A 22585-nucleotide genomic window follows, 5' to 3' on the forward strand; every position below is an offset into this window, starting at 1 on the left:
TTATTATGGCTAACCGTTTTTTAAACCATATTCCGTTAATTAAATTAGCCGGTATTGGTGAAAGTTTAGAAAAAAAATTTCACACACTCGGCATTCAAACCATTCAGGATTTATTATTACACTTTCCTTTGCGATACGAAGATCGCACCTCTTGTTGTGCAATTGGTAGCAGTAGCATTGGTGAATATACCACTATCGAAGGTTGTATCATTAAAACGGAAGTGATTTTTCGGCGTAAACAAATGCTAGTTTGTCATATTCAAGATGATTCTGGAATCGCTATATTGCGATTTATGCATTTTAATGCAGGTATGAAAGCCAGTTTAGCTATCGGCAAATGGGTGAGTGCTTATGGCGAAATAAAAAATGGAAAAAGTTATCGTGAAATTATCCATCCACAATATAAAGTCAGAGCGAATCGAGAAGATAATGCATTAATTGCCGATCCAACCCAAGAAAGATATACGCCGATTTATCCCACGACTTATGGCTTAACGCAAAATGTGATTCGTAAATTGATTCAAGCAGCATTGTTATTACTAAAGCGCAATCCACCTGAAGAAATTTTACCTGAACCACTAGCGAATCAATTTTTGTCAGCTTTTGATTCATTGAATATTATTCATAATCCACCTATTGATACTGATATTGCTCAATTATCTAATGGTGATCACCCAGCTATTAAGCGATTTATTTTTGAAGAGTTACTTGCTTATCATTTAAGTATGCTCACCTTAAAAACGGATAATCAAAAGCAACAAGCTTATGCTATGCAGGTAAATCAACACTATATTGAGCCGTTTTTGGCCTCATTACCCTTTAAACCGACAAATGCCCAGCAACGTGTTGTAAAAGATATTTATCAAGACATGGCAAAATCTATTCCAATGATGCGTTTAATTCAAGGTGATGTCGGTTCGGGAAAGACTTTAGTTGCTGCTTTAGCGGCATTAAATGCGATAGAAAATAATCAACAAGTCGTTTTAATGGCGCCAACTGAAATATTAGCTGAACAACATTATAACAATTTTAAGCAATGGTTCGAGCCGCTTGGTATTAGCGTTGATTGGTTATCAGGTCGTTTAACGGCAAAAAATAAAAAAGATCGGTATGAACGTATCAAAGACGGCGACATCACCATGTTAATAGGTACGCATGCCGTATTTGTGGATAAAGTGGAGTTTGCCAAGTTGGGTCTAGTGATTATTGATGAACAACATCGCTTTGGCGTAAATCAACGCCTGACGCTTTGGCAAAAAGGTATTAAAGAGCAAATTTATCCTCATCAACTGATCATGACTGCTACGCCAATTCCAAGAACGTTAGCCATGACTGTTTATGCCGACTTGGATGTATCAGTGATTGATGAATTACCCCCTGGGCGTACGCCGATTACAACCGTTGTTATCCCTAATTCTCGACGTGAAGAAATAATTGAAAAGGTGAATCAAGCCTGTTTGGATAATCGTCAAGTTTATTGGGTGTGTACATTAGTGGAAGAATCTGAAACGCTTGATGCACAAGCTGCCGAAATGTTAGTTGAAGAATTACGTGAAAAACTACCACATTTATCAATAGCACTGGTTCATGGCAAAATGAAATCCGATGAAAAGCAATCGGTTATGCAAAACTTTAAAGCTGGTAAAACTCAGCTTTTAGTTGCGACAACCGTTATTGAAGTTGGTGTAGATGTACCCAATGCCAGTTTAATGATTATTGAAAATGCTGAACGGCTAGGGCTTGCCCAATTGCATCAATTACGTGGTCGAGTTGGGCGTGGAAGTGCCGTATCTCATTGCGTATTGATGTACCAAGCGCCGTTAAGTAAGGTTGCACAAGCTCGTATGAAGGTGATGCGTGAAAGTAATGATGGTTTTGTGATTGCGCAAAAAGATCTAGAAATTCGTGGTAGTGGCGAGATTTTAGGAACTCGGCAAATGGGTATGGCAAATTTTAAAGTGGTAGATTTAATTCGTGATCAACATTTAATTAGTGAAATACAGAAAGCTTCTTTGCCTTTACTACAAAACTCTCCACAGATGGCTGAGCAACTTATAGCGTGCTGGCTACCTGATCGTCAAAAATATATCAATGCTTGATATTATTACCCTTGTAACTTGAGAACTCAACTGGTTAAAAGAATTAATCTTGTCATATTTTTAATTAACTTAATAAATTAAAATAAAACTTTATCAACAAAATCAAGTTGCGCACTTTTATTTCAAAAAAGTCATTGATTAAATCGCTTGGTTATATTGATTTATTCCTTTCCCCTTAATGATAATTTTTGGCTACACTTTGTAGTTTGTTTTTTGTTAAGTAAAGATTAATACCTTAAATAAGGTTATGTTTATTTATGCTTTGCACGAATAGGGCTATCGTGTAATATAGTATCTATTACAAAAATGAAAAAATTGTGAACTTGGTATGAAATCATCTATAAAATTACTCTCCTTAGTGCTCGTCATATTAACGTTATTGGGCTGTGGGTTAAAAGGGCCACTTTATATGCCAGCAGAAAAATCAAATGCTTCAATTAACACTCATCCGCTTAATCAAACAGTTTAAGGGAATTAATAATGGATTTTTTACATTACGAAAAAGGTCAGTTACTAGCCGGTAAGGTCGCAATTTCAGAACTCGCAAAGCAATACGGTACGCCACTTTATGTCTATTCTGCTGAATATATCACTCAGCAGTTTTTGGATTACCAAAAGGAGTTGACAGATAGAAAACATTTAGTCTGTTATGCGGTAAAAGCCAATAGTTCACTTGCTGTTTTGAACTTGCTAGTTAAATTAGGTGCAGGGTTTGATATTGTATCGCAAGGCGAGTTAGAACGCACACTGATAGCGGGAGCTGATCCTAAAAAAATTGTTTTTTCAGGGGTAGCAAAATCCATTAGTGAAATCGAACGTGCGCTTGAAGTTGGCATCAAATGTTTTAATGTTGAATCCGAAGCCGAGCTTTATCGCATTAATGATGTGGCCAAAAAATTAAATAAAATTGCAAACATCTCTTTTAGAATTAATCCCGATGTTGATGCTAAAACTCACCCTTATATCTCAACAGGTTTGCGTGAAAATAAATTTGGTATTAGCTATCAATTTGCATTAGATATTTATCGTAAAGCAACATCGTTAGATCATATTCATATTGTTGGCATTGATTGTCACATTGGTTCACAATTGACTGAGATCTCGCCATTTCTTGATGCTGCTGATCGCATATTAGCGATAGTAGATAAACTTAAATCTGAAAATATTCATATTAAACATATTGATTTAGGTGGTGGATTAGGCGTGCGTTATGATCAAGAGCAACCGCCTTCAGCATCGTTGATTGTTAACGAATTAAAGAAAAAATTAGCTAATTACAGTGATCTTGAGCTTTTATTAGAGCCTGGGCGTTCAATTGTTGCTAATAGTGGGTTATTGATTACAAAAGTTGAATATACCAAACACCAAGATGAAAATCATTTTGCTATTGTTGATGCTGGGATGAATGATTTGATTCGCCCCGCACTTTATAAAGCTTGGATGCAAGTTTTACCAGAAAAAGAACCGAAACCATCCGATCAACGTTTTATCTATAATGTTGTTGGACCGATTTGCGAATCGAGTGATGTACTGGCATATAAGCGAGAACTTTCAGTGCAGCAAGACGATCTGTTAATTATTTGTAGTGCTGGTGCTTATGGATTTAGCATGGCTTCAAATTATAATAGCCATCCAAGGCCAGCTGAAGTTATGCTGACCGATGAACAACATCACAAACTTATTCGTCAACGTGAATCGTTTGATGATTTATGGCGAGGAGAAACCCTATAATCTTATTTATGGTTAATCAACATGTTAACCAGCACCTTGTTAATTATCCTAGACTACTTTTTAATGGATAGTGAAAATAAGTAAATAGATAACAATGTTTTTAATAGAAGGTAAGTGACGATGAACTTTTCAAAAATGCATGGACTTGGAAATGATTTTATGGTCATTGATGCGGTAACGCAAAATGTTCATCTTTCAACAGAAATGATAAAACGCCTTGCTGATAGATACACTGGTGTTGGTTTCGATCAGCTTTTGCTTGTAGAGCCTCCTTACGCTCCAGATACTGATTTTCATTACCGAATTTTTAATGCTGATGGAAGTGAAGTCCAGCAGTGTGGGAATGGCGCTCGCTGTTTTGCTAGGTTTGTTCGTTTAAAAGGTTTAACCAAAAAACGTGTTTTAAAAGTGAGTACGGTAAAAGGGAATATTGTACTGACAGTTAATGATGATGAAACCGTTAGAGTTAATATGGGGCAACCTATTTTTGAACCAAGTAAAGTACCGTTTAAAGCAATAAAAGAAGAAAAAACTTATATTATTCGAGCACAAGAGAACACCGTATTATGTGGCGTGGCTTCAATGGGAAATCCCCATTGTGTACTGCAAGTCGATAATATTGTCACAGCTGAAGTGGCAACACTTGGACCGCTATTAGAACAACATGAACGTTTTCCTGAACGGGCAAATGTTGGATTTATGCATATCATTAATCGCAACAATATTGATTTACGTGTATTTGAGCGTGGCGTTGGCGAAACACAAGCTTGTGGAACTGGTGCTTGCGCAGCTGTTGCGGTTGGCATTAATCAGGGATTATTAAATAATAAAGTCAATGTAAACTTACCTGGTGGTAAGCTTTTAATTGAATGGCAGGGAATGAATCAACCACTTTATATGACAGGGCCAGCAACCCATGTCTATGATGGATTTATTGCGATATAACTATAAGATTAGTCGTTTTGTAGTCATAAATTCGTCATTAAATAACTTGATAGTTTAAATGGATGCAGTGATTCTCTTTGAGTTTTATTTACACAAATATCATAAATAAGTGATAACAGAGATTAAGCATGGTTGCTAAAATAACACGCGCTCATAAAGCAAAATATACAAGGCGAGTTGCCGACAAGCCTAATTTGAATGATGAAATAGTCAGTCAATATTTGATGGATAACCCCGATTTTTTTATTCGTAATGCTAATCATCTCCAAAGCATGCAGATCCCTCATCCTATACGAGGTGGGGTTTCATTACCTGAATGGCAAATGGCAAGGCAACGTAACAAAATTGGTCAGCTAGAGTCCGAAATTACTTTATTAATGGAATATGCTAGTAATAATGAATTGCTTTTTAATCAATTTATGGATTTGCAAGGACAATTAATTAAAGCAAACGATCTAAATGATTTAGATAATATATTAAAAAGTTGGGCAAAATCTTTAGGTCTTAGCGGTGCTTATTTATATCTTTTTGATGATAAATGGTTACTTAATGCACCTTCTATTCATCATCACTATGCATTAAATTGCCTACGTTTTGATTTTATAAGAGTTAGGCATTTGCAATATAGTCATCAGTATTTGGGCACTTTAAATACTACTGAGCTAGATTTTCTTTTGCCAGAACATGGTTATGTCGGTTCAGTTGCTTTATCGTTATTAGGTCAATTTGGCGATTTAGGATTGCTCATGTTTACCAGTGCCGATCCTCATCATTATCAAGCTGAGCAAGGAACATTGTTATTAGAAAGAATTAGTCTAATATTACCAATATTAATTGAAAAATGGGTCATGCGAAAAAAATAAGGCAGATTATGAATCTTTCATCTCAAAAAAATGTCGATTTATTAACTCAGCCAGTCGAACAGTTTTTAAATTATATTAAATCAGAGAAGCAACTTAGTTTAAATACTCAAATTAATTATAAACGTCAACTTTATGCACTTATTTCATTAGCGCAAGAAATCGAACTGATTAAGTGGCAAAATTTAGATTCATCTGCAGTAAGATTATTAATTAGCCGGAGTAAACGCACAGGTTTACAGGCTAGAAGCTTATCTTTAAGATTATCTGCCTTACGAAGTTTTTGTGATTGGATGGTAAAAAATGAACTTATTGTCGCCAATCCCGCACGTGGTGTTTTAAATCCTAAAGTAGGGCAACATTTGCCTAAAAATATTGATATTGATGAGATTAATCAACTATTGGATATAGAATACAACGATCCGTTGTCGGTACGAGATAGAGCCATGCTTGAGCTTATGTATGGTTCTGGTTTACGGCTGTCTGAACTGGTTAATCTTAATTGCCGACAGTTAAATTTAAATGATGGTGAAATAAAAGTGATGGGAAAGGGCAGCAAAGAGCGTAAATTGCCATTAGGTCGAGAGTCGATAAAATGGATCAAGCATTGGCTATCTATGCGTGATTTTTTAGAACCGCAAGATGATGCCCTGTTCATTTCTAAACTGGGTAAACGCATATCGCCACGCAACGTAGAAAAACGATTTGCACAATGGGGGGTTAAGCAAGGTTTAAGCGTGCATGTGCACCCTCATAAATTACGTCACTCATTTGCTACTCATATGTTAGAATCAAGTGGTGATTTAAGGGCTGTACAAGAATTGCTCGGTCACGCTGATTTGTCAACAACACAAGTTTATACGCATTTGGATTTTTCACATTTGGCAGAAGTTTATGATTCTGCCCACCCCAGAGCGAAAAGAGGAAGTAAATAATGCATTTTTACCGTTCAATTAATTCTATTAAAGCCATTACTTTCGATCTTGACGATACACTGTATGACAATAGTACAATTGTTGAAAAATCTGAACAAGAAATGATAAAAACTCTGCATATTTGTCCTCAATTACAGGATGTGACTTTAGCTGATTTTCATTTTGAAAAAAATGCTGTTCTATTAGCCAACCCTAAAATCTATCACGATGTGATTATTTGGCGTATTGAGACAATTAAATCACTTTGTATCAAAGCTAAAATTGCAACCGATAAGATTGCACAGATAGTTGATGATGCAATGACAACGTTCAATTTTTGGCGCCATACAATGCACGTTCCTCAATATACGCATACTTTATTAGCTTTGTTAGCAACGAAATTTCCTTTAGCTGTCATTACTAATGGAAACGTTGACATTAACAAAATCGGTTTAGGTGACTATTTTCAATTTTCCCTTCGTGGTGGTGCAAATGGTCGTTCTAAGCCTTTTCCTGAAATTTTCAATTTAGCGGCTGATAAGCTAGCGCTACCTGTAGGTAATATCTTACATGTTGGTGATAATTTAATGACTGATGTTAATGGTGCGATTAATAATGGTTTTTTAGGCTGTTGGCTAAATATTTTTGATCAAGATATTTTGCAGCTTCCAGATGCAAGATGTTTACCTCATATTGAGATAACACAATTGCCTGAATTAGAGAATCTGATATAATTCTCGCAAAGTCTGTATAAATAGACAGTAAAGCTGACAGTAATTATAAGTTATTGTGATTTAAAACCTATCTTTTATCCTATTTGCTTATCGTCTACATACGACATCTAAAAAATAATGAAAGAATGAATAATGTATATAAAATTGATGCCGGTTACCGGTTTGTATTATCAAAATGGGTTAATTTATAATGGAAATTAGACAATCATTATTAGACGACCTAAATACCGAACAAAAAAATGCAGTGACTACTGATAACCAATATACCGTTGTTCTAGCAGGTGCGGGAAGTGGTAAAACTCGGGTTTTGGTTCATCGTATTGCTTGGCTCTGCATGGAAAAACAATACCCTTCTAATTCAATTTTTGCCGTTACTTTTACCAATAAAGCTGCAGCAGAAATGCAAGAGCGTATTGAAGCATTAGTTGGCGAAGGGTACTTTAGTGGTATGTGGATTGGTACCTTTCATGGATTAACGCACCGATTATTACGCATGTTTGCCGAGCAAGCTAAGTTGCCATCGAATTTTCAACTCATTGACTCTGAAGATCAAATTCGGCTTATCAAACGAATTTTTCGAGAATTGAAAATTGATGAAAAACAGTGGTCGGCAAAAGAGTGCGTCGCATTTATATCAAGCCAAAAAGAAAAAGGTTTTCGTGCTAATGATATGGTTCCTGAAGATCCTAAACAGGTCATGTGGCAAACCATCTATCGCGATTATCAAGCTATTTGTGATAGAGTAGGATATGTTGATTTCTCGGAATTAATTTTAAGAGTTTACGAATTACTTTGTCAAAATAGTGATGTATTAAATTATTGTCATCACCGTTTTTCAAATATTTTGATTGATGAATTTCAAGATACCAATCTGATTCAATATCGATTAGTGCAAAAACTAGCGGGTCATACTGCCAATGTTATGATTGTTGGTGATGACGATCAATCTATCTATAGCTGGCGAGGCGCTAATGCTGACAATTTACAATTATTTATTCGTGATTATCCGGATTCTGACATTATCCGCTTAGAGCAAAATTACCGTTCAACAAATAATATTTTAGATGCAGCCAATATATTAATCGCCAAAAATCAAAATAGACTCGGTAAAAATTTATGGACAGATAGTGGTGATGGCGAAAAAATCTCGCTTTATGTTGGTTTTAATGACATTGATGAAGCCCGATTTGTGGTTGGTCAAATAAAAAAACACCATGAAAATGGTGAAAACTATGCGAGTTGTGCCATTTTATATCGAAATAATGTGCAATCACGTATTTTTGAAGATACGTTATTGCAATCAGGTGTGCCTTACCAAATTTATGGTTCTATTCGCTTTTATGAGCGGCAAGAAGTTAAATTAGCTTTAGCTTATTTACGATTATTGCATGATCATAATAATGATATGGCTTTTGAAACCACAATAAATACCCCTACAAGAGGTATCGGCAATGTCACGCTTGATAAAGTTAGGCTAACAGCTAAGCAGCATAGTCTTTCATTATGGGATGCTTGCTTAATGTTAATCCAAAGTAATTCGTTAACTGAACGTCAGCGTTCTGGGCTGAGTCGCTTTTTACAATTGATGGATTCAATCTATGATGAAGTCGGTTTGTTACCTTTTTATAAACAGCTCGATGTCATAATTCGTTTATCTGGTTTACAGCAAATGTATGAGCAAGAGCCCGGAATAAAAGGTCAATCAAGATTAGAAAACCTTGAAGAGCTGGTATCGGCAGCAGAACAGTTTTTTAAAATCAATGAAAATACCGTAATTGAAGATAGTCAAACCGGTAAAACACTAACAGTATTAGAGTCATTTTTAGCTTTTACCTCACTGGAAAGCCGTGATGTGATTAAAGAGCAAGATTCTGTTCAACTAATGACACTCCACGCTGCAAAAGGTCTGGAGTTTGATAATGTGTTTATCGTGGGTTTAGAAGAAGGTATATTCCCAGCACAACGCTCTATTAAAGATAATGATAAAATGGAAGAAGAGCGCCGTTTGGCATACGTCGGTATTACTCGAGCTCGAAAACATTTAACGTTAACATTATGTGAATTAAGACGACTTTATGGACGCGAAGAACGTAACTTACCATCACGTTTTTTGAGTGAATTACCGGTTGAAAACCTTAATGAGGTAAGTTATCGAGGTATGATGACTTCATCAGAATTTAAATCTGATGATTCAAGTCATGATGCACAATTTTATCATGAACGTAAAAAGTCTTATCTCAAAAAGCAACGTGAAAATGATGGTTATGTATTAGGTCGCAAAGTTAAACATCAACGATTTGGTGAAGGTACAATCATTAATTTAGATGGTGAAGGCGATCATCGACGCGTACAGATTGCTTTTATTAATGAAGGCATTAAATGGCTGGTGGTTAAACTGGCAAATCTTACATTACTATAAAAAGTTTGAACGTTCTGATTCAACAAGGAAAAAATGCAATATTTATCCTTGTTGAATTACTCTTTACAACGCTGCTTGTTCTTGAACTGATTCGGTAAAAATCTTATCAAAAGATTGATCTGTACGATTACAAATCCATTGCTTATTGACATAATCGAAATGGTATCCTTGCTTAGCTGTAGCTAACCAAATTTGGAAAAGCGGCTCTTGAGTATTGACAATAATTTTACTGTGATTAGGAAAACTGATAGTAATAACATTGCCATTAGTTTCGTAGTCAATATCTATGTTTTGTTCGTCAGCAAATTTATCTAAATAAAGCTCGATCTGATTATAAAGTTGATCGGTAATAGCATGAAATTCGGTTATATTCATAGAAAAATAATCTAAATAGACAATGGAAAGATTTTAACATAAACCCTATTAACCTGCCACAATCAAGTGGCAGTTAAACAGTTATCCGTATTTATTCAGTTATAGGTAAAGAGCAGGCTACAATGAGTAATCGGCGTAGTTCATCGTCATTATTTGTCATTGCGACCCAGCGGTTTGGAGTATCATTAGTACCAATTAAATCACCTTCGCCAAAGTAATTTGCAAATAACTGTATATTTCCCTTAGCCATTTCCATTTTGTCACAATTTGCAAATTGTTCAATGACTAATGAGCGATATGAAATTTTATTACCATCACTATTATCTTGTTCGATTGCTGGTACATAGTTGACAATTTGCGAAAATACTCGAATTCGTTTGTTGTAAGGGTGGAGGATAATAGATGTTTTATCAATGAATGAATAACCAGTCGATTTGTCTTCTTTAGATTTACTTATTGAAATAAATTGCTGGCCAACGCGTTCATTATTTAAAATTTTATTTACTTCTGTTGTTGTTTTTTCGTCAACAGTATCATTGATTGGTGCTATTTTAGTATCGACACTATTACCAAACGCAGAAAAAGAAGACAGAATCAATAATAAATATAATTTTTTCATTTAAATCTTATCCCCGCCTTTTAATTTATTTTCTGTTGATGTATTGCTAATGTCCTTCTTTTGTTGAGACTTCAGATTTTCTTCATTCTCTTTTTGTTTTTTTAGCTTATAAGCTTTAATTTTTTCTTGACGTTTAGCTTCAATTTCAGCTTCTAATGGTTTCATATCTGGGCGAATTAAATAAAGAATATCTTTTTCTATATCGCCTTGAATAGAACAGGCTATTCGGCTCTGATTATTGGCAATATTTTCTAAATAGAGTGATTTTTCAACTGTCCAAAGTCGTGGAATAACCATATCAATGGAGTATGGGTTATCCTGCCAAAGAGCGGCTTTATTTTTTTGATCATAAATTTTAGGATTAGCGATATAGACTTCATTATTATAAGGTAACCAGTTGAGGTTTTTTAAATTATTTTTAACTTCATCTAAATTATTATTAAAGATAAATCCCCAATAATAAAATTTGCCAGATAATGTTGTGGGAATAAAGATGTTTTGATAACCAACTATAGTTAATCCTTTATAGTTAATTGGTTTTTTCAACATCGTTGTATTGTTATTATCATATTCCATTGATTTAACGGGAATATAGGCAATATTTTCAAAGGAATCTAAGTCGGCATACTGGCTAAAATATTTTTTATTCTTAGCTAACTGTTCAAAAAATTGACTGTCGCATTGCATAAATGAATCAATTATTTCATCTGTATAATTCTCTTTTGCAGCATTTTGTGCAAAAACCATGCAAGAAAGTAATGAAGTGCAAATAAAAATAGAAAGTTTCTTTATAAGCATGGAGAGGATCCTTTTAAAATAATTCTTCTGCCAATGAGTGCAAAGTATTGTAAAGTAATGTAAATAATTTTGTCAATCATCTGTATGTAAATCTTCAATGAAGATAAGTAACGTACCATTTTTAAATGATATTTTTACTAAATCACTGATTGCCTTATTTCGTAAACTTGTTAACTCACCTAACTTCAACGTTGCATTAGTTAGCGGATATTGAACACCTTCAATAGATAAATTTATTACTTTTGGAAAAGGCATCAATGAGATAATTCGATTTTTTATACCGGTGAGAACTTGCTGGTGTTGAGCAAAAAAGAAATGGCAAAAATTATCATAAAAAATGATATCAAATTGTTGATGATATTGTTTTGCAACCGATAAGTTACCTAAAAAATGATCGCTAGCATGACCGCAGGCTCCATACACAATAAAGCGTTTTATTCCTTTATTGGCTAAAAATAGCATCGCTTTTTCAAAGTCAGTTTTATTTTGATCCGGCGTATGAATCACTTGAGTGGTGTTTGGCGTATTTTTATCACCGTTAAAACTATCTAAATCCCCAATAATATAATCGGGAATGATTGAGGTCGATGATAAATAATTATGATAGGCCCCGTCAGTTGCCGCTATACAGCAATAGTTATCGCTAGTTTTAGGGTAGTGCTTTGGCGGCTCCCCATTAACAAATAGTAGTGCAGTATGGTTTTGCATTCTTATATTCCTCTGTTTTATAAGGCTAATGTCAAAGCCATGATAATTGCATCTTCTTGTTTACCATCTGTAGTTGGATAATAATTTTTTCTAATCGTAATTTGATTAAAACCAAGTGAATGATACAACAAAATAGCAGCCTTATTTGATTGTCGAACTTCTAACCATAGCGTGGTGATAGGGTTGGATGGATTGATTGTCATTAACTTGTCAATAAGGCAATTGAGCAACTCTTTTGCTAATCCTTGTTTTCTAAAATTGGGATGTATTGCGATATTAAATAAGTTTGCTTCATCGGCCACTAATTGGCATATGCAAAATCCAATTATTTTGTTATTAATCGTGAGCTTTAAATTTAAATAATGATCGCCTTGGTTAGAGAAGAACGTCTGTTTAGACCATGCAATAGGATGGCAAAGTTGCTCTAATGCATAAGCTTCTGATAAATCATGCTCGTTTAGGATGGAAATAGTTTTCATATTGACATAATTGTTGCCAAAGCTGGCGTTTTTGTTGTGGTGCATTGGCTAATGCATCTAAATTTGTTGTTTGAATCAATAACTGATTTTGCCACGATTCATCTGGTTGAATGTCAATAAACCACACCACTTTATTTATTTCATTAGCAGGGATAATGAGTTGCGATGGTGTAAGCACCAATACTTGTTCAGCGCTAAGACTAATGGCATTTAAAATATCCTGATATATTTTTTGTGTTGGTTTTTGTTCTGCAACAACAATTAAGCGGATTTCATCACTAATATGTGTTGCAAGTTCACCTTTGAACGCGGCTGCATTACGTAAAACATATTGTGTGATATTACATTGTTTTAAATACCAATCTTGTTCAGTCATGATTAAGAAAGTGTTTTTTTGTTAGAGATTAAAGGACGTTAATTGTATAATCAACGGCTAAATTTATAAAGGTTTTTTCATCGAGGTAATATGGCAACATCTGCTTTTACACCAGCAAGTCAAGTAATAGAACGACACGAGAGTATCTTTAACAATAAAAATGTTATCTTTGCTGGCGACATTCAAGACAGTTATCCGGCAAGTTTTTCGGCGCATAACATTAAAATTCATTGTTCTCAGTTTCATACCTATTTACGACTAAAAAATTATGCACATAAGGCCGAAGCGCTTTTTGCTTTGCTACCTGATTCTACCTTTTATACAAACATGGATACGGTCATCTACTATTGGCCAAAAACAAAAAGTGAAGCGCAATTTCAGTTGTCTTACCTATTACATAACATGGCTAAAGGGAGTGATATTTTTATTGTTGGCGAAAACCGCTCAGGAATTAAAAGTGTTGAAGCTTTGTTAAATGAGTTTGGTTCCATCCAAAAAATAGATAGTGCAAGACGTTGCAGTTTATATCATTTTCAAGCCGATCATCGTTTGGCTTTTGAGTTTGAAAAATGGTGGTTGAGCTATCATTTAACAATCGATAATCACGACATTGAAGTGAAAAGTTTACCTGGCGTATTTAGTCAAAAAGGGTTAGATGCGGGTAGTGAATTGCTATTAAATGCATTGATGGAACATGCAGACATTGTTAAAGGACATGTTTTAGATGTCGGATGTGGCTCGGGTATTTTGGCAACAGTGCTTGGTAAATTATTTCCTGATATTACGTTAACGCTGTCTGACGTTAATAGTGCGGCATTAGAATCAAGCAAAGCAACGTTAGCGAGTAACCATTTATCTGCAAGTGTTGTTGCCAGTGATGTTTTTTCTAATTTAAATGATAAATACCATTTGATTATATCAAATCCGCCTTTTCATGATGGTAAACAGACCGATTATACTGCGGTTAATGCCTTAATTAGCCAAGCCAAAAAACATTTAAAATTAAATGGTTATATGTGTCTAGTAGCAAATTCATTTTTACCCTATCAAACCATTTTGAATGACACGTTTAAAAGTGTAGAAGTGATAGCACAAACGACAAAATTTAAGGTATATTTAGCCTGTCATTAGTTGATTATTATCTCTGGCGAAATTGTTAACGCACAGATCTGTTTTTTGATTTGGGTAAAATAAAATGTTCACATTTTTTTACCCAATGACTATCAATATTTAGTTTTGATGACGTAAAGCAAATTGTCTAAAATTACTTTATTAACCGTTTAATTTATAGTATGGTAATACACAACTTTTATATATCAATATGTAACGTTGTCTTTTTATATTTTGCGGATATATAAATGACTCATTTAGTATTACTTTTAAAAAAGCATTAATTATCAAAGCGTTGTTAATTGTAGGAAAGGTGTTTTTATGTTACAATGTAGTTATGTGAAGCCAGCCAGCCAGCCAGCCAGCCAGCCAGCCAGCCAGCCAGCCAGCCAGCCAGCCAGCCAGCCAGCCAGCCAGCCAGCCATAAAAATTTAGCTGATACTCAAAATCCGAGTAAACGCTTTTATCAACCGTTTTACCATTATTTAATCAATTATATACCTTCTAAACCGTTTTTTTTATTTCAGTCAAATAATGACAATTTATCTCATTCATCAATTTATTTAGGCTGTTTATCAAGGTTATTTAAATACATCTTTATCAGTGCTGCTATTTTTGATTTATTTTTTACTTCTTTTGCGGTTAATGCATTATCAGCGTCAACAACGAGTGTAATTCATGGTTTTGCTCCCTATTTGACATTCGATAATGGCAAAGTTAAGGCCGATAATACTAGTCAGTTATTAAGTATTAACTTTTACTTACCTGATGGCTCTCTCAAAACTATTACCGCTGATCAAAATCTCTCAACCGAAACAAATCCTATAGTATTGCCACACGATGTTACTTCGTTTAATAATATTATGACATTTATTCCCTATGGTGAGACTTCAATTGATTTAAATGAACTAACTAGCAATTATTATGATTTTGCTAGAGATGATGATGGTGATTCGGATATGTCAGCAACAGGGAATATGTCGATTGACATTGAAGATAACCAAAATAAAACTATGCAGTTAACTGATCATCTTTCTGCCTGTAATGCACCTTATAAAATTAAATTAACAACCACTGATGGCTCATTAACAACTAAGTATGGCATTCCAAACTCTTCATTGTTTACAAAGGCTGAAACTGTTTATTTTGTTACGCCTGAAATAACGCATTCCTATGCTTGTTATGCCCAGCCAAATTTAAAATTTGGTGATGATAATAATAGTACCGGTAATGGTTATAATAATCTGTATTTTGCGGGCCCAACTCAGCAATGGGATCCGACTAAAGGCTTTAAAGTAATCAATGCCGATTTACCTTCGGCTAACTTTCCTCGAACTGGATCAAATAATTTGTTCTTCTTATTAACATTTGTTGGTACAACGGCTAAACAAGTTATCGCCTCAACCCCTACAACGCCTGAAAAAGGTAGTGGAGCTGCCTTGGTATTGACTGCACCAAATGGTGATGATGGTAATGTAGTTAAAATATTATTACAAGGCCCTAAACACCCTAAAGGTGGTCTATTTGAACCCGCAACTTTCAAAATATATTCCGATCCTGAAAAAACAAATCAGATTTATAGTTTTGAGATTATCAGGTGGTTCATTACTAGTAAGGATGTTGTTCCCTATAATACTAAAGACGATTTAACTGGCGTTGCGACTGCAAGTGAGTATTGTCATAGTTTAGAAGGTGAATATGAAGTGCCTTATATCATTAACTACACCAATAGTAAAAAAAATGATTTTGGCATTGGCGGTAATTACACGCGAGAGATTGATACTTTAGGGCATCTATTTTCTGAATGGGGGTATACCAGTTCTACTTACTACAGCGCAAGTGATTGGGCAACAGATTCCTATTGGTCAAACAATCCGGTAGGAGATGGAACGACTGATCAATATTTGGTGACATCGTACATTGGTAGTATTAGAAAAGAAAAACCGTCTTATATGGGTAATAAGGTAGCTTGTGTAAGCGCTTATTAATATTACTCGAATATGTTTTTATTTGTAAAAAACCTTAGACATTTAACTAACAAAATTAATAGCAACAATGTAGGGCGAAAGCTTGCTGAGCCCTCATTTATCGATGAAAGATGAATTCAACTCGAACGCGATTAGCAAATGTAAATTATTCTGCTGATCATTTCTACTTTATTAAAATAGAGATTGCACCAAATACCACTATCTTTGATCATTCAAGTCAATTATTAACGCAATCAATTTGGTTTGAACAAGTTAATCGATATTCGATCATTTATTCTCACCACTTTTTTATCGATGCAAATCAATTACAAGCCATTTTAGAATGGCGTAGTGATAGGGTAGCGCCTTATAAAAATCCGGTATCACTGACTAAATTTATTGCACAATTCAAATCAAAGTCGACCGTTTTTTTGCGTAAAAACGGCGCATCTGATTTCTGTTGGCAACGTGGCTTTTTTGAACGGATAATTCGTAATAAAGCTGAATTTGATCACTTTAAACAAAAACTCAAATAACCCTTGAGAATTGTTGCTGTCTTGCCATACGGCGCATATAAATATCAAAACACATACAAATATTGCGAATTAATAAATGTCCTTTGGGTTGTACAACAATGGTATCATCACTAATCATGACCAGACCATCTTGTTGTAGAGGTTTGAGTAACGATAAGTCTTGCGCAAAATAATCATCGAACTGAATATTAAATTTTTGCTCTATTTGTTTTTTGTCTAAATAAAAATGACAAATAAGCTGTTTAATCACATCACGCCGAATAATATCATCATTATTTAAATTAAAGCCTTTCCATAAACCATTGCCGGTTTGTTCAACTTGGTTTTGATAAATTTTTAGATCTTTTTGGTTTTGCGCATAACTATCACCCAGCATGCTAATTGCCGATACACCAAGTCCCAGTAAATCAGCATCACCTTGAGTGGTATAACCTTGAAAATTACGGTGCAATTTATTTTGCTGCTGAGCGATTGCCAGTTCATCAGTGGGTTTAGCAAAGTGATCCATACCGATAAATTGATAACCAGCGTGGGTTAATTTTTCGATACAGGTTTGTAAAATCTGCAATTTTTGATTAGCGTTAGGTAAATCCTGATCTTTGATCTTTCGCTGAGCGGCAAAACGACTAGGAAGATGAGCATAATTAAAGACACTCAGTCGATCTGGTGAAATATCGATAACCTTATTTAAGGTTTCGGTAAAACTTTCTACTGTTTGTTTAGGTAATCCATAGATTAGATCCAAGCTAATTGAATGGAAATGGTTTTTACGTGCTTGCTTAATTAATGAGCGGATTAGGTTTTCATCTTGTTCACGATTAATTAAATTTTGAATTTCGTGATTAAAATCTTGAATTCCCATACTCAGTCGATTAAATCCGAGATCAGCAAGATGATCAATAGTTTGAGGACTAATTTCCCTTGGGTCAATTTCAATTGACAGTTCAGCATTTTGCGCAAAATTGAAATGCTTTTTTAGCGAAACAATCAGGCGGGTAATTTCATCGTTGGTCAAAAAGGTTGGGGTACCGCCTCCCCAATGCATTTGCGAAACAATACGGTTTTTAAATAATTGTGATCGCTTTTCAATTTCAATATCGAGTATATCTAAATATTTAGTAACTTTTTGAGTCTGGCGGGTAACAAGTTTGTTACAACCACAAAAATAACAAAGCTTATGGCAAAAAGGGATATGAACATAAAGCGATAATGGTCTATCTGGATAACGATTGGCCGCTGCTAAAAAATCTTGGTCATTAAAATTTTCATTAAATTCGAGCGCTGTTGGGTACGATGTATATCTCGGGCCAGAATAATTATATTTTTCAATTAATCTTTGATCCCATAATTGCGTTTGAATTTTATTATTATTTTTATTTAATTCGGCATCTAACATTGCTATTTCCATGATTTTTTTTAATTGGTTTTTGTTTAGTTTTGATTCTGGTTCTATTTTTTATACGATTGGTTTTTTTTAAAAATAGTAGCGTACAAATCAATAATCCAAAATATAAACTAAGCATTATTAGTAATGGCATTATGTTCTCATTATTTATCTAAGCTGATTTGTATTGAACAATACCGATTTTAAGATAATATCAATTAAAATAACTGTATCTTAATTGATATGACTTAAATATTTTATAATCACATTAACGTCGAATTATGATTATTTAATCGATTTTTAATGACGTTTTAATAAACTGACAATATCTTCTTTCGATTCATCTTGTTCATCATCAAAATCATCATCACTATAACCAAGCTGTTGCATCAGCTCTTCTATACGGTTTAGTTTGCTATCAAGGTATGACTGTTGTTCTTTGGTTAATTTACTATCACTTTCGACTAAATCAAGTAGTTGCTCTAATTTTTCATCATTTTCTAATTGTTCTAACTCTTCTTGAGGGGATAAGCGTTTTTTAATCGGTTTTGGCTCTTTGACTAAAACAGGTTTGCTTGTTGCATCATCAGCAACTAAAGCAATTGGCTTTTTACTACCAATTCGCGGATCTTTAATGGTATTGGATGATTTTTTATGTTGATTGTTATCTTGACCATTAAAACGTGAACCGCTCGGTAAACCTTTATGTTTACGTTTACGTTTCAGTTCACGCGACTCTTCATTTATTTCTTGACGGCTTTTTTTGGGTTTTAGCTTCGATTTAGTTTTTAACATATAATCTCAATTTTATATTCAAGTTAAATTTTACGTTTATATTTTATCAGTAACTCACTTAGATAGCTACGATGAAGCATCAATGCTAATTTGTGATTGTAAAAAAATAGATTTAGTATAATCTGAGCCGAATATTTTAGAATCAATCATCATAGAGAAGAATAAAACATGAAGAATCATTTGAGTCCTTATATGCAATTTAGCCGTAAAGAGTGGGCAAGTTTGCGTAATGCGGTACCAATGACTTTAACAGCAGAAGAATTAACTTCGTTACAAGGTATTAATGAAGATTTATCGATGGATGAAGTCAGTGAAATTTACTTGCCTTTATCTCGATTACTTAATTATTATATAAGCAATAGCTTTAGTCGTCAGGCAGTCTTATCAAAGTTTCTAGGTAAAAGCCAGAAAATTCCTTATATTATTGGTATTGCAGGTAGTGTGGCTGTCGGTAAAAGCACCACTGCTCGTGTCTTACAAGCATTATTAACTCGTTGGCCAGAACATCGCAAAGTCGCATTAGTGACAACCGACGGCTTTTTATATCCAAATCGTTATCTTGAAGAACGTGGCATGATGAATAAGAAAGGATTTCCACAATCTTATGATATTAAAAAGTTGATTAATTTTGTTGCTGATGTAAAGTCAGGACAGTCAGAAGTTAAAGCACCCGTTTATTCTCATTTGGTTTACGATATTGTTGAAGACGAACAGATTACTGTCGATAGTCCTGATATTTTGATTCTTGAGGGATTAAATGTTTTACAAGGCACCCTAAATTATACTCAAGCTAACAATCGGGTATTTGTGTCTGATTATGTCGATTTTTCAATATATGTCGATGCTCAATTACCGTTGTTACATGATTGGTATGTCAATCGATTTTTAAAATTTAGAGCTGGAGCATTTAGTGATCCTAATTCCTATTTTCACCATTATTCACAGTTGCCAGAACAAGAAGCTGTGAATATTGCCAACCGACTTTGGCGGGAAATTAATGAATTAAATTTGATCGAAAATATTCTGCCAACACGGGAACGAGCAAGTTTAATTTTAACCAAAGGTAAAGATCATAAAGTTGATTGTGTACAACTGAGAAAATAAATTATTGGGGAAATGAATATGAAAAAAGTAATAAAGTTAGTCAGTAAATTAAGTATTTTGACTTTGCTAACAACCTGCTCAATGAACAGCTTTGCGCAAAATCATCAATCAGAAGGGCTAACTTGTGAAAGCAAAAAGCAGGCTATTCAAGCCGAAATTGAACAAGCTAAAAACCATAATAATAGTCATAAAGTTACCGGGCTTGAGAAAGCGCTTGATGAAGTTAATACACATTGTAGTAATGCCGATTTAGAGTCAAAATATAAGCAAGATATTGCCGAAAAAACGGATAAAGTTGCTGAAAGAAAGAATGAATTAGCTCAAAAAACTGAAAAATACGCTAAAGATAGTAAAAAGTTCGATCAAGAAAAAATTGATAAGTTAAAAGCAAAAGTACAAAAAGCCGAACAAGAATTAGCAGACGCTAAACAAAAACTTGCTGATTATTATCAACAAGTAGCAGTTAAATAAATTGCTAACCTGCTTATTTTTTATCTTCACGCTATCAAGCTTAATATTGATAGCGTTTTTAACATCGCGTTAGACAGCTATTATCCTAGACTTTTGCCATTAAAAATAGTAAGGTGTGCGCCTTACTACGTGGTTCGTGAACCTCCCACGCTAAAAAACTAAGGAAAATTTAATGAGTAAAATTACACTACTTGGCGACCAATCTGTTCGCTATCCAACTGACTATTGTCCAAATATTTTGGAAACCTTTGATAATAAACATCCTGGTAATGATTATTTTGTTAAATTTAACTGCCCGGAATTTACCAGTCTTTGTCCGATAACCGGTCAACCTGATTTTGCTACGATTTATATTTCGTATGTACCAAATATTAAGATGGTTGAGAGTAAATCACTCAAACTGTATCTATTTAGCTTTCGTAATCATGGCGATTATCATGAAGATTGCATTAATATCATCATGAAAGATCTGATTAAGTTAATGGATCCTAAATATATTGAGGTTTGGGGAAAATTTACACCGCGCGGCGGTATCTCAATTGATCCTTATGCCAATTATGGTAAAGCTGGTACCAATTGGGAACAGATAGCGATGAACCGTTTGGCTAATCACGATCTCTATCCTGAAAAAGTTGATAATCGCTAATTTTTTGTCGAAAAAATCAAATCGGAACAGTTAAAAATGCAAAATCGTAAAGCACTAGTGATATTTTCTGGTGGGCAAGACTCTACCACCTGTTTACTGCAAGCCATTGCAGATTATGGACGTGAAAACGTCGAAACCATTAGTTTTCAATATGGACAACGACATGCCATTGAGCTTGAAAAAGCTAAATGGATTGCTGAAGATCTTGGTGTGAAACAAACCGTCATTGATACTTCAGTGATCAAACAAACGACCAATAATGCGTTGATTGATGACGCGCAGGAAATTAAAGCTGCCAAAGACGGGGATTATCCTAATACCTTTGTTGATGGGCGCAATATGTTATTTTTATTGTTAGCGGGCTGTTATGCCAAACAACACGGTATTAAAGATATTATTATTGGTGTATGTGAAACTGATTTTAGTGGTTATCCGGACTGTCGAGATATCTTTATCAAATCGATGAATGTGTCAATGAATTTAGCTATGGATTACGCTTTTAATATTAAAACGCCTTTAATGTATCTTACCAAAGCTCAAACATGGGAAATGGCTGATAAGTTAGGTTATTTGGATTATATCCGAAACCATACCCATACTTGCTATTATGGGGTAGAGGGTGGATGTGGTAAGTGTCCTAGCTGCATTCTTCGCGAGAAAGGTTTAAACCAATACCTTAATCATTCAAATTAATTGACATACTGGGTTCACTCACCCCATTAAAAAAAGGAAAAATTTATGTATCTGAACACGCATTCAGAGCAAACAAGCAAATTTACTCACACACAACAAATGAAAGCCCTTGGCTGGCTTTCGTTTTTTCATATTTTGGTTATTGCTTCAAGTAATTATTTGGTGCAAATCCCGTTTGATATCTTCGGTTTTCATACCACTTGGGGCGCTTTTACCTTTCCATTTATCTTTCTGACTACCGATTTAACCATTCGAGTATTCGGTGCTAGCCTTGCCAGAAAAATTATCTTTGTTGTTATGATACCGGCATTACTGTTCTCTTATTCCATTTCGGTCGTATTTTTTGAAGGACATTGGATGGGATTTTCAGCTTTGTCTGATTTTAACAGTTTTGTTTTCCGTATTGCCTTAGCCAGTTTTGCCGCTTATTTAGTTGGGCAATTGATGGATATCACTGTGTTTAATTATTTACGTAAAAATAGAGCATGGTGGGTAGCACCTTCGGCATCAGCTGTATTAGGTAATGGTATTGATACTATTGTCTTTTTTGCGATCGCATTTTATAAAACGAGCGATGAGTTTATGGCAACGCATTGGGTTGAAATTGCTGCTATCGATTATAGTTTTAAAATTATTATCTGTGGCTTATTCTTTTTACCGCTTTATGGCATTATTTTGAATTTTATCCTAAAAAAATTAATTATAAAAGCATCGTAAATCAGTTATTAATTATCGAATAATATTAGAAAATATAGATACTTAGAGCTTATTGACTTCATGATAAGTTCTAAATCTCATACGCCTCCTTCAATAACCTCATTC

General features: G+C 34.4%; 24 protein-coding genes and 1 riboswitch. Of the genes, 16 read left to right on the forward strand and 8 right to left on the reverse strand.

All coding sequences use genetic code 11. The features are described from left to right. The first annotated feature begins 5 nt into the window (after positions 1-5). From recG to uvrD, 8 genes are all read left to right on the forward strand, one after another. On the forward strand, positions 6-2099 hold the full coding sequence (gene recG, locus A9G09_RS03505; protein ID WP_065633531.1) for an ATP-dependent DNA helicase RecG: 2094 nt from the start codon (positions 6-8) through the stop codon (positions 2097-2099). Positions 2100-2427: 328 nt separating this feature from the next. Continuing rightward, positions 2428-2568 carry a lipoprotein gene (locus A9G09_RS12585; protein WP_081297464.1) on the forward strand — a complete coding sequence of 47 codons (141 nt, stop codon included), beginning with the start codon at positions 2428-2430 and terminating at the stop codon, positions 2566-2568. A gap of 11 nt (positions 2569-2579) precedes the next feature. Further along, positions 2580-3830 carry a diaminopimelate decarboxylase gene (gene lysA / locus A9G09_RS03510; RefSeq protein WP_065633532.1) on the forward strand — a complete coding sequence of 417 codons (1251 nt, stop codon included), beginning with the start codon at positions 2580-2582 and terminating at the stop codon, positions 3828-3830. 120 nt (positions 3831-3950) lie between these two features. After that, on the forward strand, positions 3951-4775 hold the full coding sequence (gene dapF, locus A9G09_RS03515) for a diaminopimelate epimerase (protein ID WP_065633533.1): 825 nt from the start codon (positions 3951-3953) through the stop codon (positions 4773-4775). A 128-nt stretch (positions 4776-4903) separates the two neighbouring features. Further along, positions 4904-5638, forward strand: coding sequence for a DUF484 family protein (locus A9G09_RS03520; RefSeq protein ID WP_081297465.1), 735 nt, complete (start codon positions 4904-4906; stop codon positions 5636-5638). Between the two features lie 8 nt (positions 5639-5646). After that, the gene (gene xerC, locus A9G09_RS03525; RefSeq protein ID WP_065633534.1) at positions 5647-6570 is read left to right on the forward strand and encodes a tyrosine recombinase XerC; all 924 of its coding nucleotides are present in this window, start codon (positions 5647-5649) and stop codon (positions 6568-6570) included. Beyond that, entirely contained in the window at positions 6570-7283 is a 714-nt protein-coding gene (yigB, locus tag A9G09_RS03530; RefSeq protein WP_065633535.1) for a 5-amino-6-(5-phospho-D-ribitylamino)uracil phosphatase YigB, read from the forward strand. The genes xerC and yigB overlap by 1 nt, the downstream gene beginning before the upstream one ends. A gap of 190 nt (positions 7284-7473) precedes the next feature. Next, positions 7474-9702 (forward strand): DNA helicase II, encoded by a 2229-nt coding sequence (gene uvrD, locus A9G09_RS03535; RefSeq protein WP_065633536.1) that lies wholly within the window; start codon positions 7474-7476, stop codon positions 9700-9702. A 63-nt stretch (positions 9703-9765) separates the two neighbouring features. On the opposite strand, the gene cyaY is transcribed toward uvrD, so the two are convergent. From cyaY to A9G09_RS03565, 6 genes are all read right to left on the reverse strand, one after another. Next, entirely contained in the window at positions 9766-10077 is a 312-nt protein-coding gene (gene cyaY, locus A9G09_RS03540) for an iron donor protein CyaY (protein WP_065633537.1), read from the reverse strand. A 91-nt stretch (positions 10078-10168) separates the two neighbouring features. Continuing rightward, positions 10169-10696, reverse strand: coding sequence for a surface-adhesin E family protein (locus tag A9G09_RS03545; protein ID WP_065633538.1), 528 nt, complete (start codon positions 10694-10696; stop codon positions 10169-10171). After that, positions 10697-11494 carry a hypothetical protein gene (locus A9G09_RS03550; RefSeq protein WP_065633539.1) on the reverse strand — a complete coding sequence of 266 codons (798 nt, stop codon included), beginning with the start codon at positions 11492-11494 and terminating at the stop codon, positions 10697-10699. 72 nt (positions 11495-11566) lie between these two features. Further along, entirely contained in the window at positions 11567-12202 is a 636-nt protein-coding gene (locus A9G09_RS03555) for a thiamine diphosphokinase (RefSeq protein WP_065633540.1), read from the reverse strand. Positions 12203-12219: 17 nt separating this feature from the next. Further along, positions 12220-12681 (reverse strand): ribosomal protein S18-alanine N-acetyltransferase, encoded by a 462-nt coding sequence (gene rimI, locus A9G09_RS03560; protein WP_065633541.1) that lies wholly within the window; start codon positions 12679-12681, stop codon positions 12220-12222. Beyond that, positions 12650-13057, reverse strand: a complete 408-nt coding sequence (locus tag A9G09_RS03565) for a DNA polymerase III subunit psi (RefSeq protein WP_065633542.1) — start codon at positions 13055-13057, stop codon at positions 12650-12652. Before A9G09_RS03565 ends, rimI begins: the two co-directional genes overlap by 32 nt. A 90-nt stretch (positions 13058-13147) precedes the next feature. On the opposite strand from A9G09_RS03565, the gene rsmC reads away from it, so the two are divergent. From rsmC to A9G09_RS03580, 3 genes are all read left to right on the forward strand, one after another. Then, complete coding sequence (gene rsmC / locus A9G09_RS03570; RefSeq protein ID WP_065633543.1) at positions 13148-14188, forward strand: 16S rRNA (guanine(1207)-N(2))-methyltransferase RsmC; 1041 nt, start codon at positions 13148-13150, stop codon at positions 14186-14188. Between the two features lie 674 nt (positions 14189-14862). Further along, on the forward strand, positions 14863-16155 hold the full coding sequence (locus A9G09_RS03575) for a hypothetical protein (protein ID WP_065633544.1): 1293 nt from the start codon (positions 14863-14865) through the stop codon (positions 16153-16155). Between the two features lie 110 nt (positions 16156-16265). After that, positions 16266-16670, forward strand: coding sequence for a hypothetical protein (locus A9G09_RS03580; RefSeq protein WP_065633545.1), 405 nt, complete (start codon positions 16266-16268; stop codon positions 16668-16670). Here A9G09_RS03580 and hemN read toward each other — a convergent pair. Then, a complete protein-coding gene (gene hemN / locus A9G09_RS03585; RefSeq protein ID WP_065633546.1) occupies positions 16663-18066 on the reverse strand; it encodes an oxygen-independent coproporphyrinogen III oxidase in 1404 nt (467 codons plus the stop codon). The two genes, A9G09_RS03580 and hemN, sit on opposite strands and share 8 nt — an antisense overlap. Positions 18067-18354: 288 nt before the next feature. Next, on the reverse strand, positions 18355-18849 hold the full coding sequence (gene yihI / locus A9G09_RS03590) for a Der GTPase-activating protein YihI (RefSeq protein WP_065633547.1): 495 nt from the start codon (positions 18847-18849) through the stop codon (positions 18355-18357). A gap of 168 nt (positions 18850-19017) precedes the next feature. On the opposite strand from yihI, the gene coaA reads away from it, so the two are divergent. The 5 genes from coaA to A9G09_RS03615 all read left to right on the forward strand — a co-directional run bounded on the left by coaA (position 19018) and on the right by A9G09_RS03615 (position 22480). After that, positions 19018-19953: a type I pantothenate kinase gene (gene coaA / locus A9G09_RS03595; RefSeq protein WP_065633548.1), complete on the forward strand. Its 936-nt coding sequence runs from the start codon at positions 19018-19020 to the stop codon at positions 19951-19953. Between the two features lie 18 nt (positions 19954-19971). Next, entirely contained in the window at positions 19972-20424 is a 453-nt protein-coding gene (locus tag A9G09_RS03600) for a DUF1090 domain-containing protein (protein WP_176700943.1), read from the forward strand. A gap of 123 nt (positions 20425-20547) precedes the next feature. Beyond that, a riboswitch (PreQ1 riboswitch) is annotated at positions 20548-20592 on the forward strand. Positions 20593-20596: 4 nt separating this feature from the next. Then, positions 20597-21070 (forward strand): preQ(1) synthase, encoded by a 474-nt coding sequence (queF, locus tag A9G09_RS03605; RefSeq protein WP_065633549.1) that lies wholly within the window; start codon positions 20597-20599, stop codon positions 21068-21070. Positions 21071-21085: 15 nt separating this feature from the next. Further along, positions 21086-21763: a 7-cyano-7-deazaguanine synthase QueC gene (gene queC, locus A9G09_RS03610; protein WP_255307649.1), complete on the forward strand. Its 678-nt coding sequence runs from the start codon at positions 21086-21088 to the stop codon at positions 21761-21763. 45 nt (positions 21764-21808) lie between these two features. After that, positions 21809-22480 (forward strand): 7-cyano-7-deazaguanine/7-aminomethyl-7-deazaguanine transporter, encoded by a 672-nt coding sequence (locus tag A9G09_RS03615; RefSeq protein ID WP_065633551.1) that lies wholly within the window; start codon positions 21809-21811, stop codon positions 22478-22480. The last annotated feature ends 105 nt before the right edge of the window (positions 22481-22585 follow it).

The sequence above is a fragment of the Gilliamella sp. wkB292 genome (assembly GCF_001690235.1).
Classification (GTDB): domain Bacteria; phylum Pseudomonadota; class Gammaproteobacteria; order Enterobacterales; family Orbaceae; genus Gilliamella; species Gilliamella apicola_F.

Excerpts from the sequence above, each read along its gene's own strand:
- recG (WP_065633531.1), top strand. The coding sequence starts at position 6 with ATGGCTAACCGTTTTTTAAACCATATTCCGTTAATTAAATTAGCCGGT.
- A9G09_RS12585 (WP_081297464.1), top strand. The coding sequence starts at position 2,428 with ATGAAATCATCTATAAAATTACTCTCCTTAGTGCTCGTCATATTAACG.
- lysA (WP_065633532.1), top strand. The coding sequence starts at position 2,580 with ATGGATTTTTTACATTACGAAAAAGGTCAGTTACTAGCCGGTAAGGTC.
- dapF (WP_065633533.1), top strand. The coding sequence starts at position 3,951 with ATGAACTTTTCAAAAATGCATGGACTTGGAAATGATTTTATGGTCATT.
- A9G09_RS03520 (WP_081297465.1), top strand. The coding sequence starts at position 4,904 with ATGGTTGCTAAAATAACACGCGCTCATAAAGCAAAATATACAAGGCGA.
- xerC (WP_065633534.1), top strand. The coding sequence starts at position 5,647 with ATGAATCTTTCATCTCAAAAAAATGTCGATTTATTAACTCAGCCAGTC.
- yigB (WP_065633535.1), top strand. The coding sequence starts at position 6,570 with ATGCATTTTTACCGTTCAATTAATTCTATTAAAGCCATTACTTTCGAT.
- uvrD (WP_065633536.1), top strand. The coding sequence starts at position 7,474 with ATGGAAATTAGACAATCATTATTAGACGACCTAAATACCGAACAAAAA.
- cyaY (WP_065633537.1), bottom strand. The coding sequence starts at position 10,077 with ATGAATATAACCGAATTTCATGCTATTACCGATCAACTTTATAATCAG.
- A9G09_RS03545 (WP_065633538.1), bottom strand. The coding sequence starts at position 10,696 with ATGAAAAAATTATATTTATTATTGATTCTGTCTTCTTTTTCTGCGTTT.
- A9G09_RS03550 (WP_065633539.1), bottom strand. The coding sequence starts at position 11,494 with ATGCTTATAAAGAAACTTTCTATTTTTATTTGCACTTCATTACTTTCT.
- A9G09_RS03555 (WP_065633540.1), bottom strand. The coding sequence starts at position 12,202 with ATGCAAAACCATACTGCACTACTATTTGTTAATGGGGAGCCGCCAAAG.
- rimI (WP_065633541.1), bottom strand. The coding sequence starts at position 12,681 with ATGAAAACTATTTCCATCCTAAACGAGCATGATTTATCAGAAGCTTAT.
- A9G09_RS03565 (WP_065633542.1), bottom strand. The coding sequence starts at position 13,057 with ATGACTGAACAAGATTGGTATTTAAAACAATGTAATATCACACAATAT.
- rsmC (WP_065633543.1), top strand. The coding sequence starts at position 13,148 with ATGGCAACATCTGCTTTTACACCAGCAAGTCAAGTAATAGAACGACAC.
- A9G09_RS03580 (WP_065633545.1), top strand. The coding sequence starts at position 16,266 with ATGAATTCAACTCGAACGCGATTAGCAAATGTAAATTATTCTGCTGAT.
- hemN (WP_065633546.1), bottom strand. The coding sequence starts at position 18,066 with ATGTTAGATGCCGAATTAAATAAAAATAATAATAAAATTCAAACGCAA.
- yihI (WP_065633547.1), bottom strand. The coding sequence starts at position 18,849 with ATGTTAAAAACTAAATCGAAGCTAAAACCCAAAAAAAGCCGTCAAGAA.
- coaA (WP_065633548.1), top strand. The coding sequence starts at position 19,018 with ATGAAGAATCATTTGAGTCCTTATATGCAATTTAGCCGTAAAGAGTGG.
- A9G09_RS03600 (WP_176700943.1), top strand. The coding sequence starts at position 19,972 with ATGAAAAAAGTAATAAAGTTAGTCAGTAAATTAAGTATTTTGACTTTG.
- queF (WP_065633549.1), top strand. The coding sequence starts at position 20,597 with ATGAGTAAAATTACACTACTTGGCGACCAATCTGTTCGCTATCCAACT.
- A9G09_RS03615 (WP_065633551.1), top strand. The coding sequence starts at position 21,809 with ATGTATCTGAACACGCATTCAGAGCAAACAAGCAAATTTACTCACACA.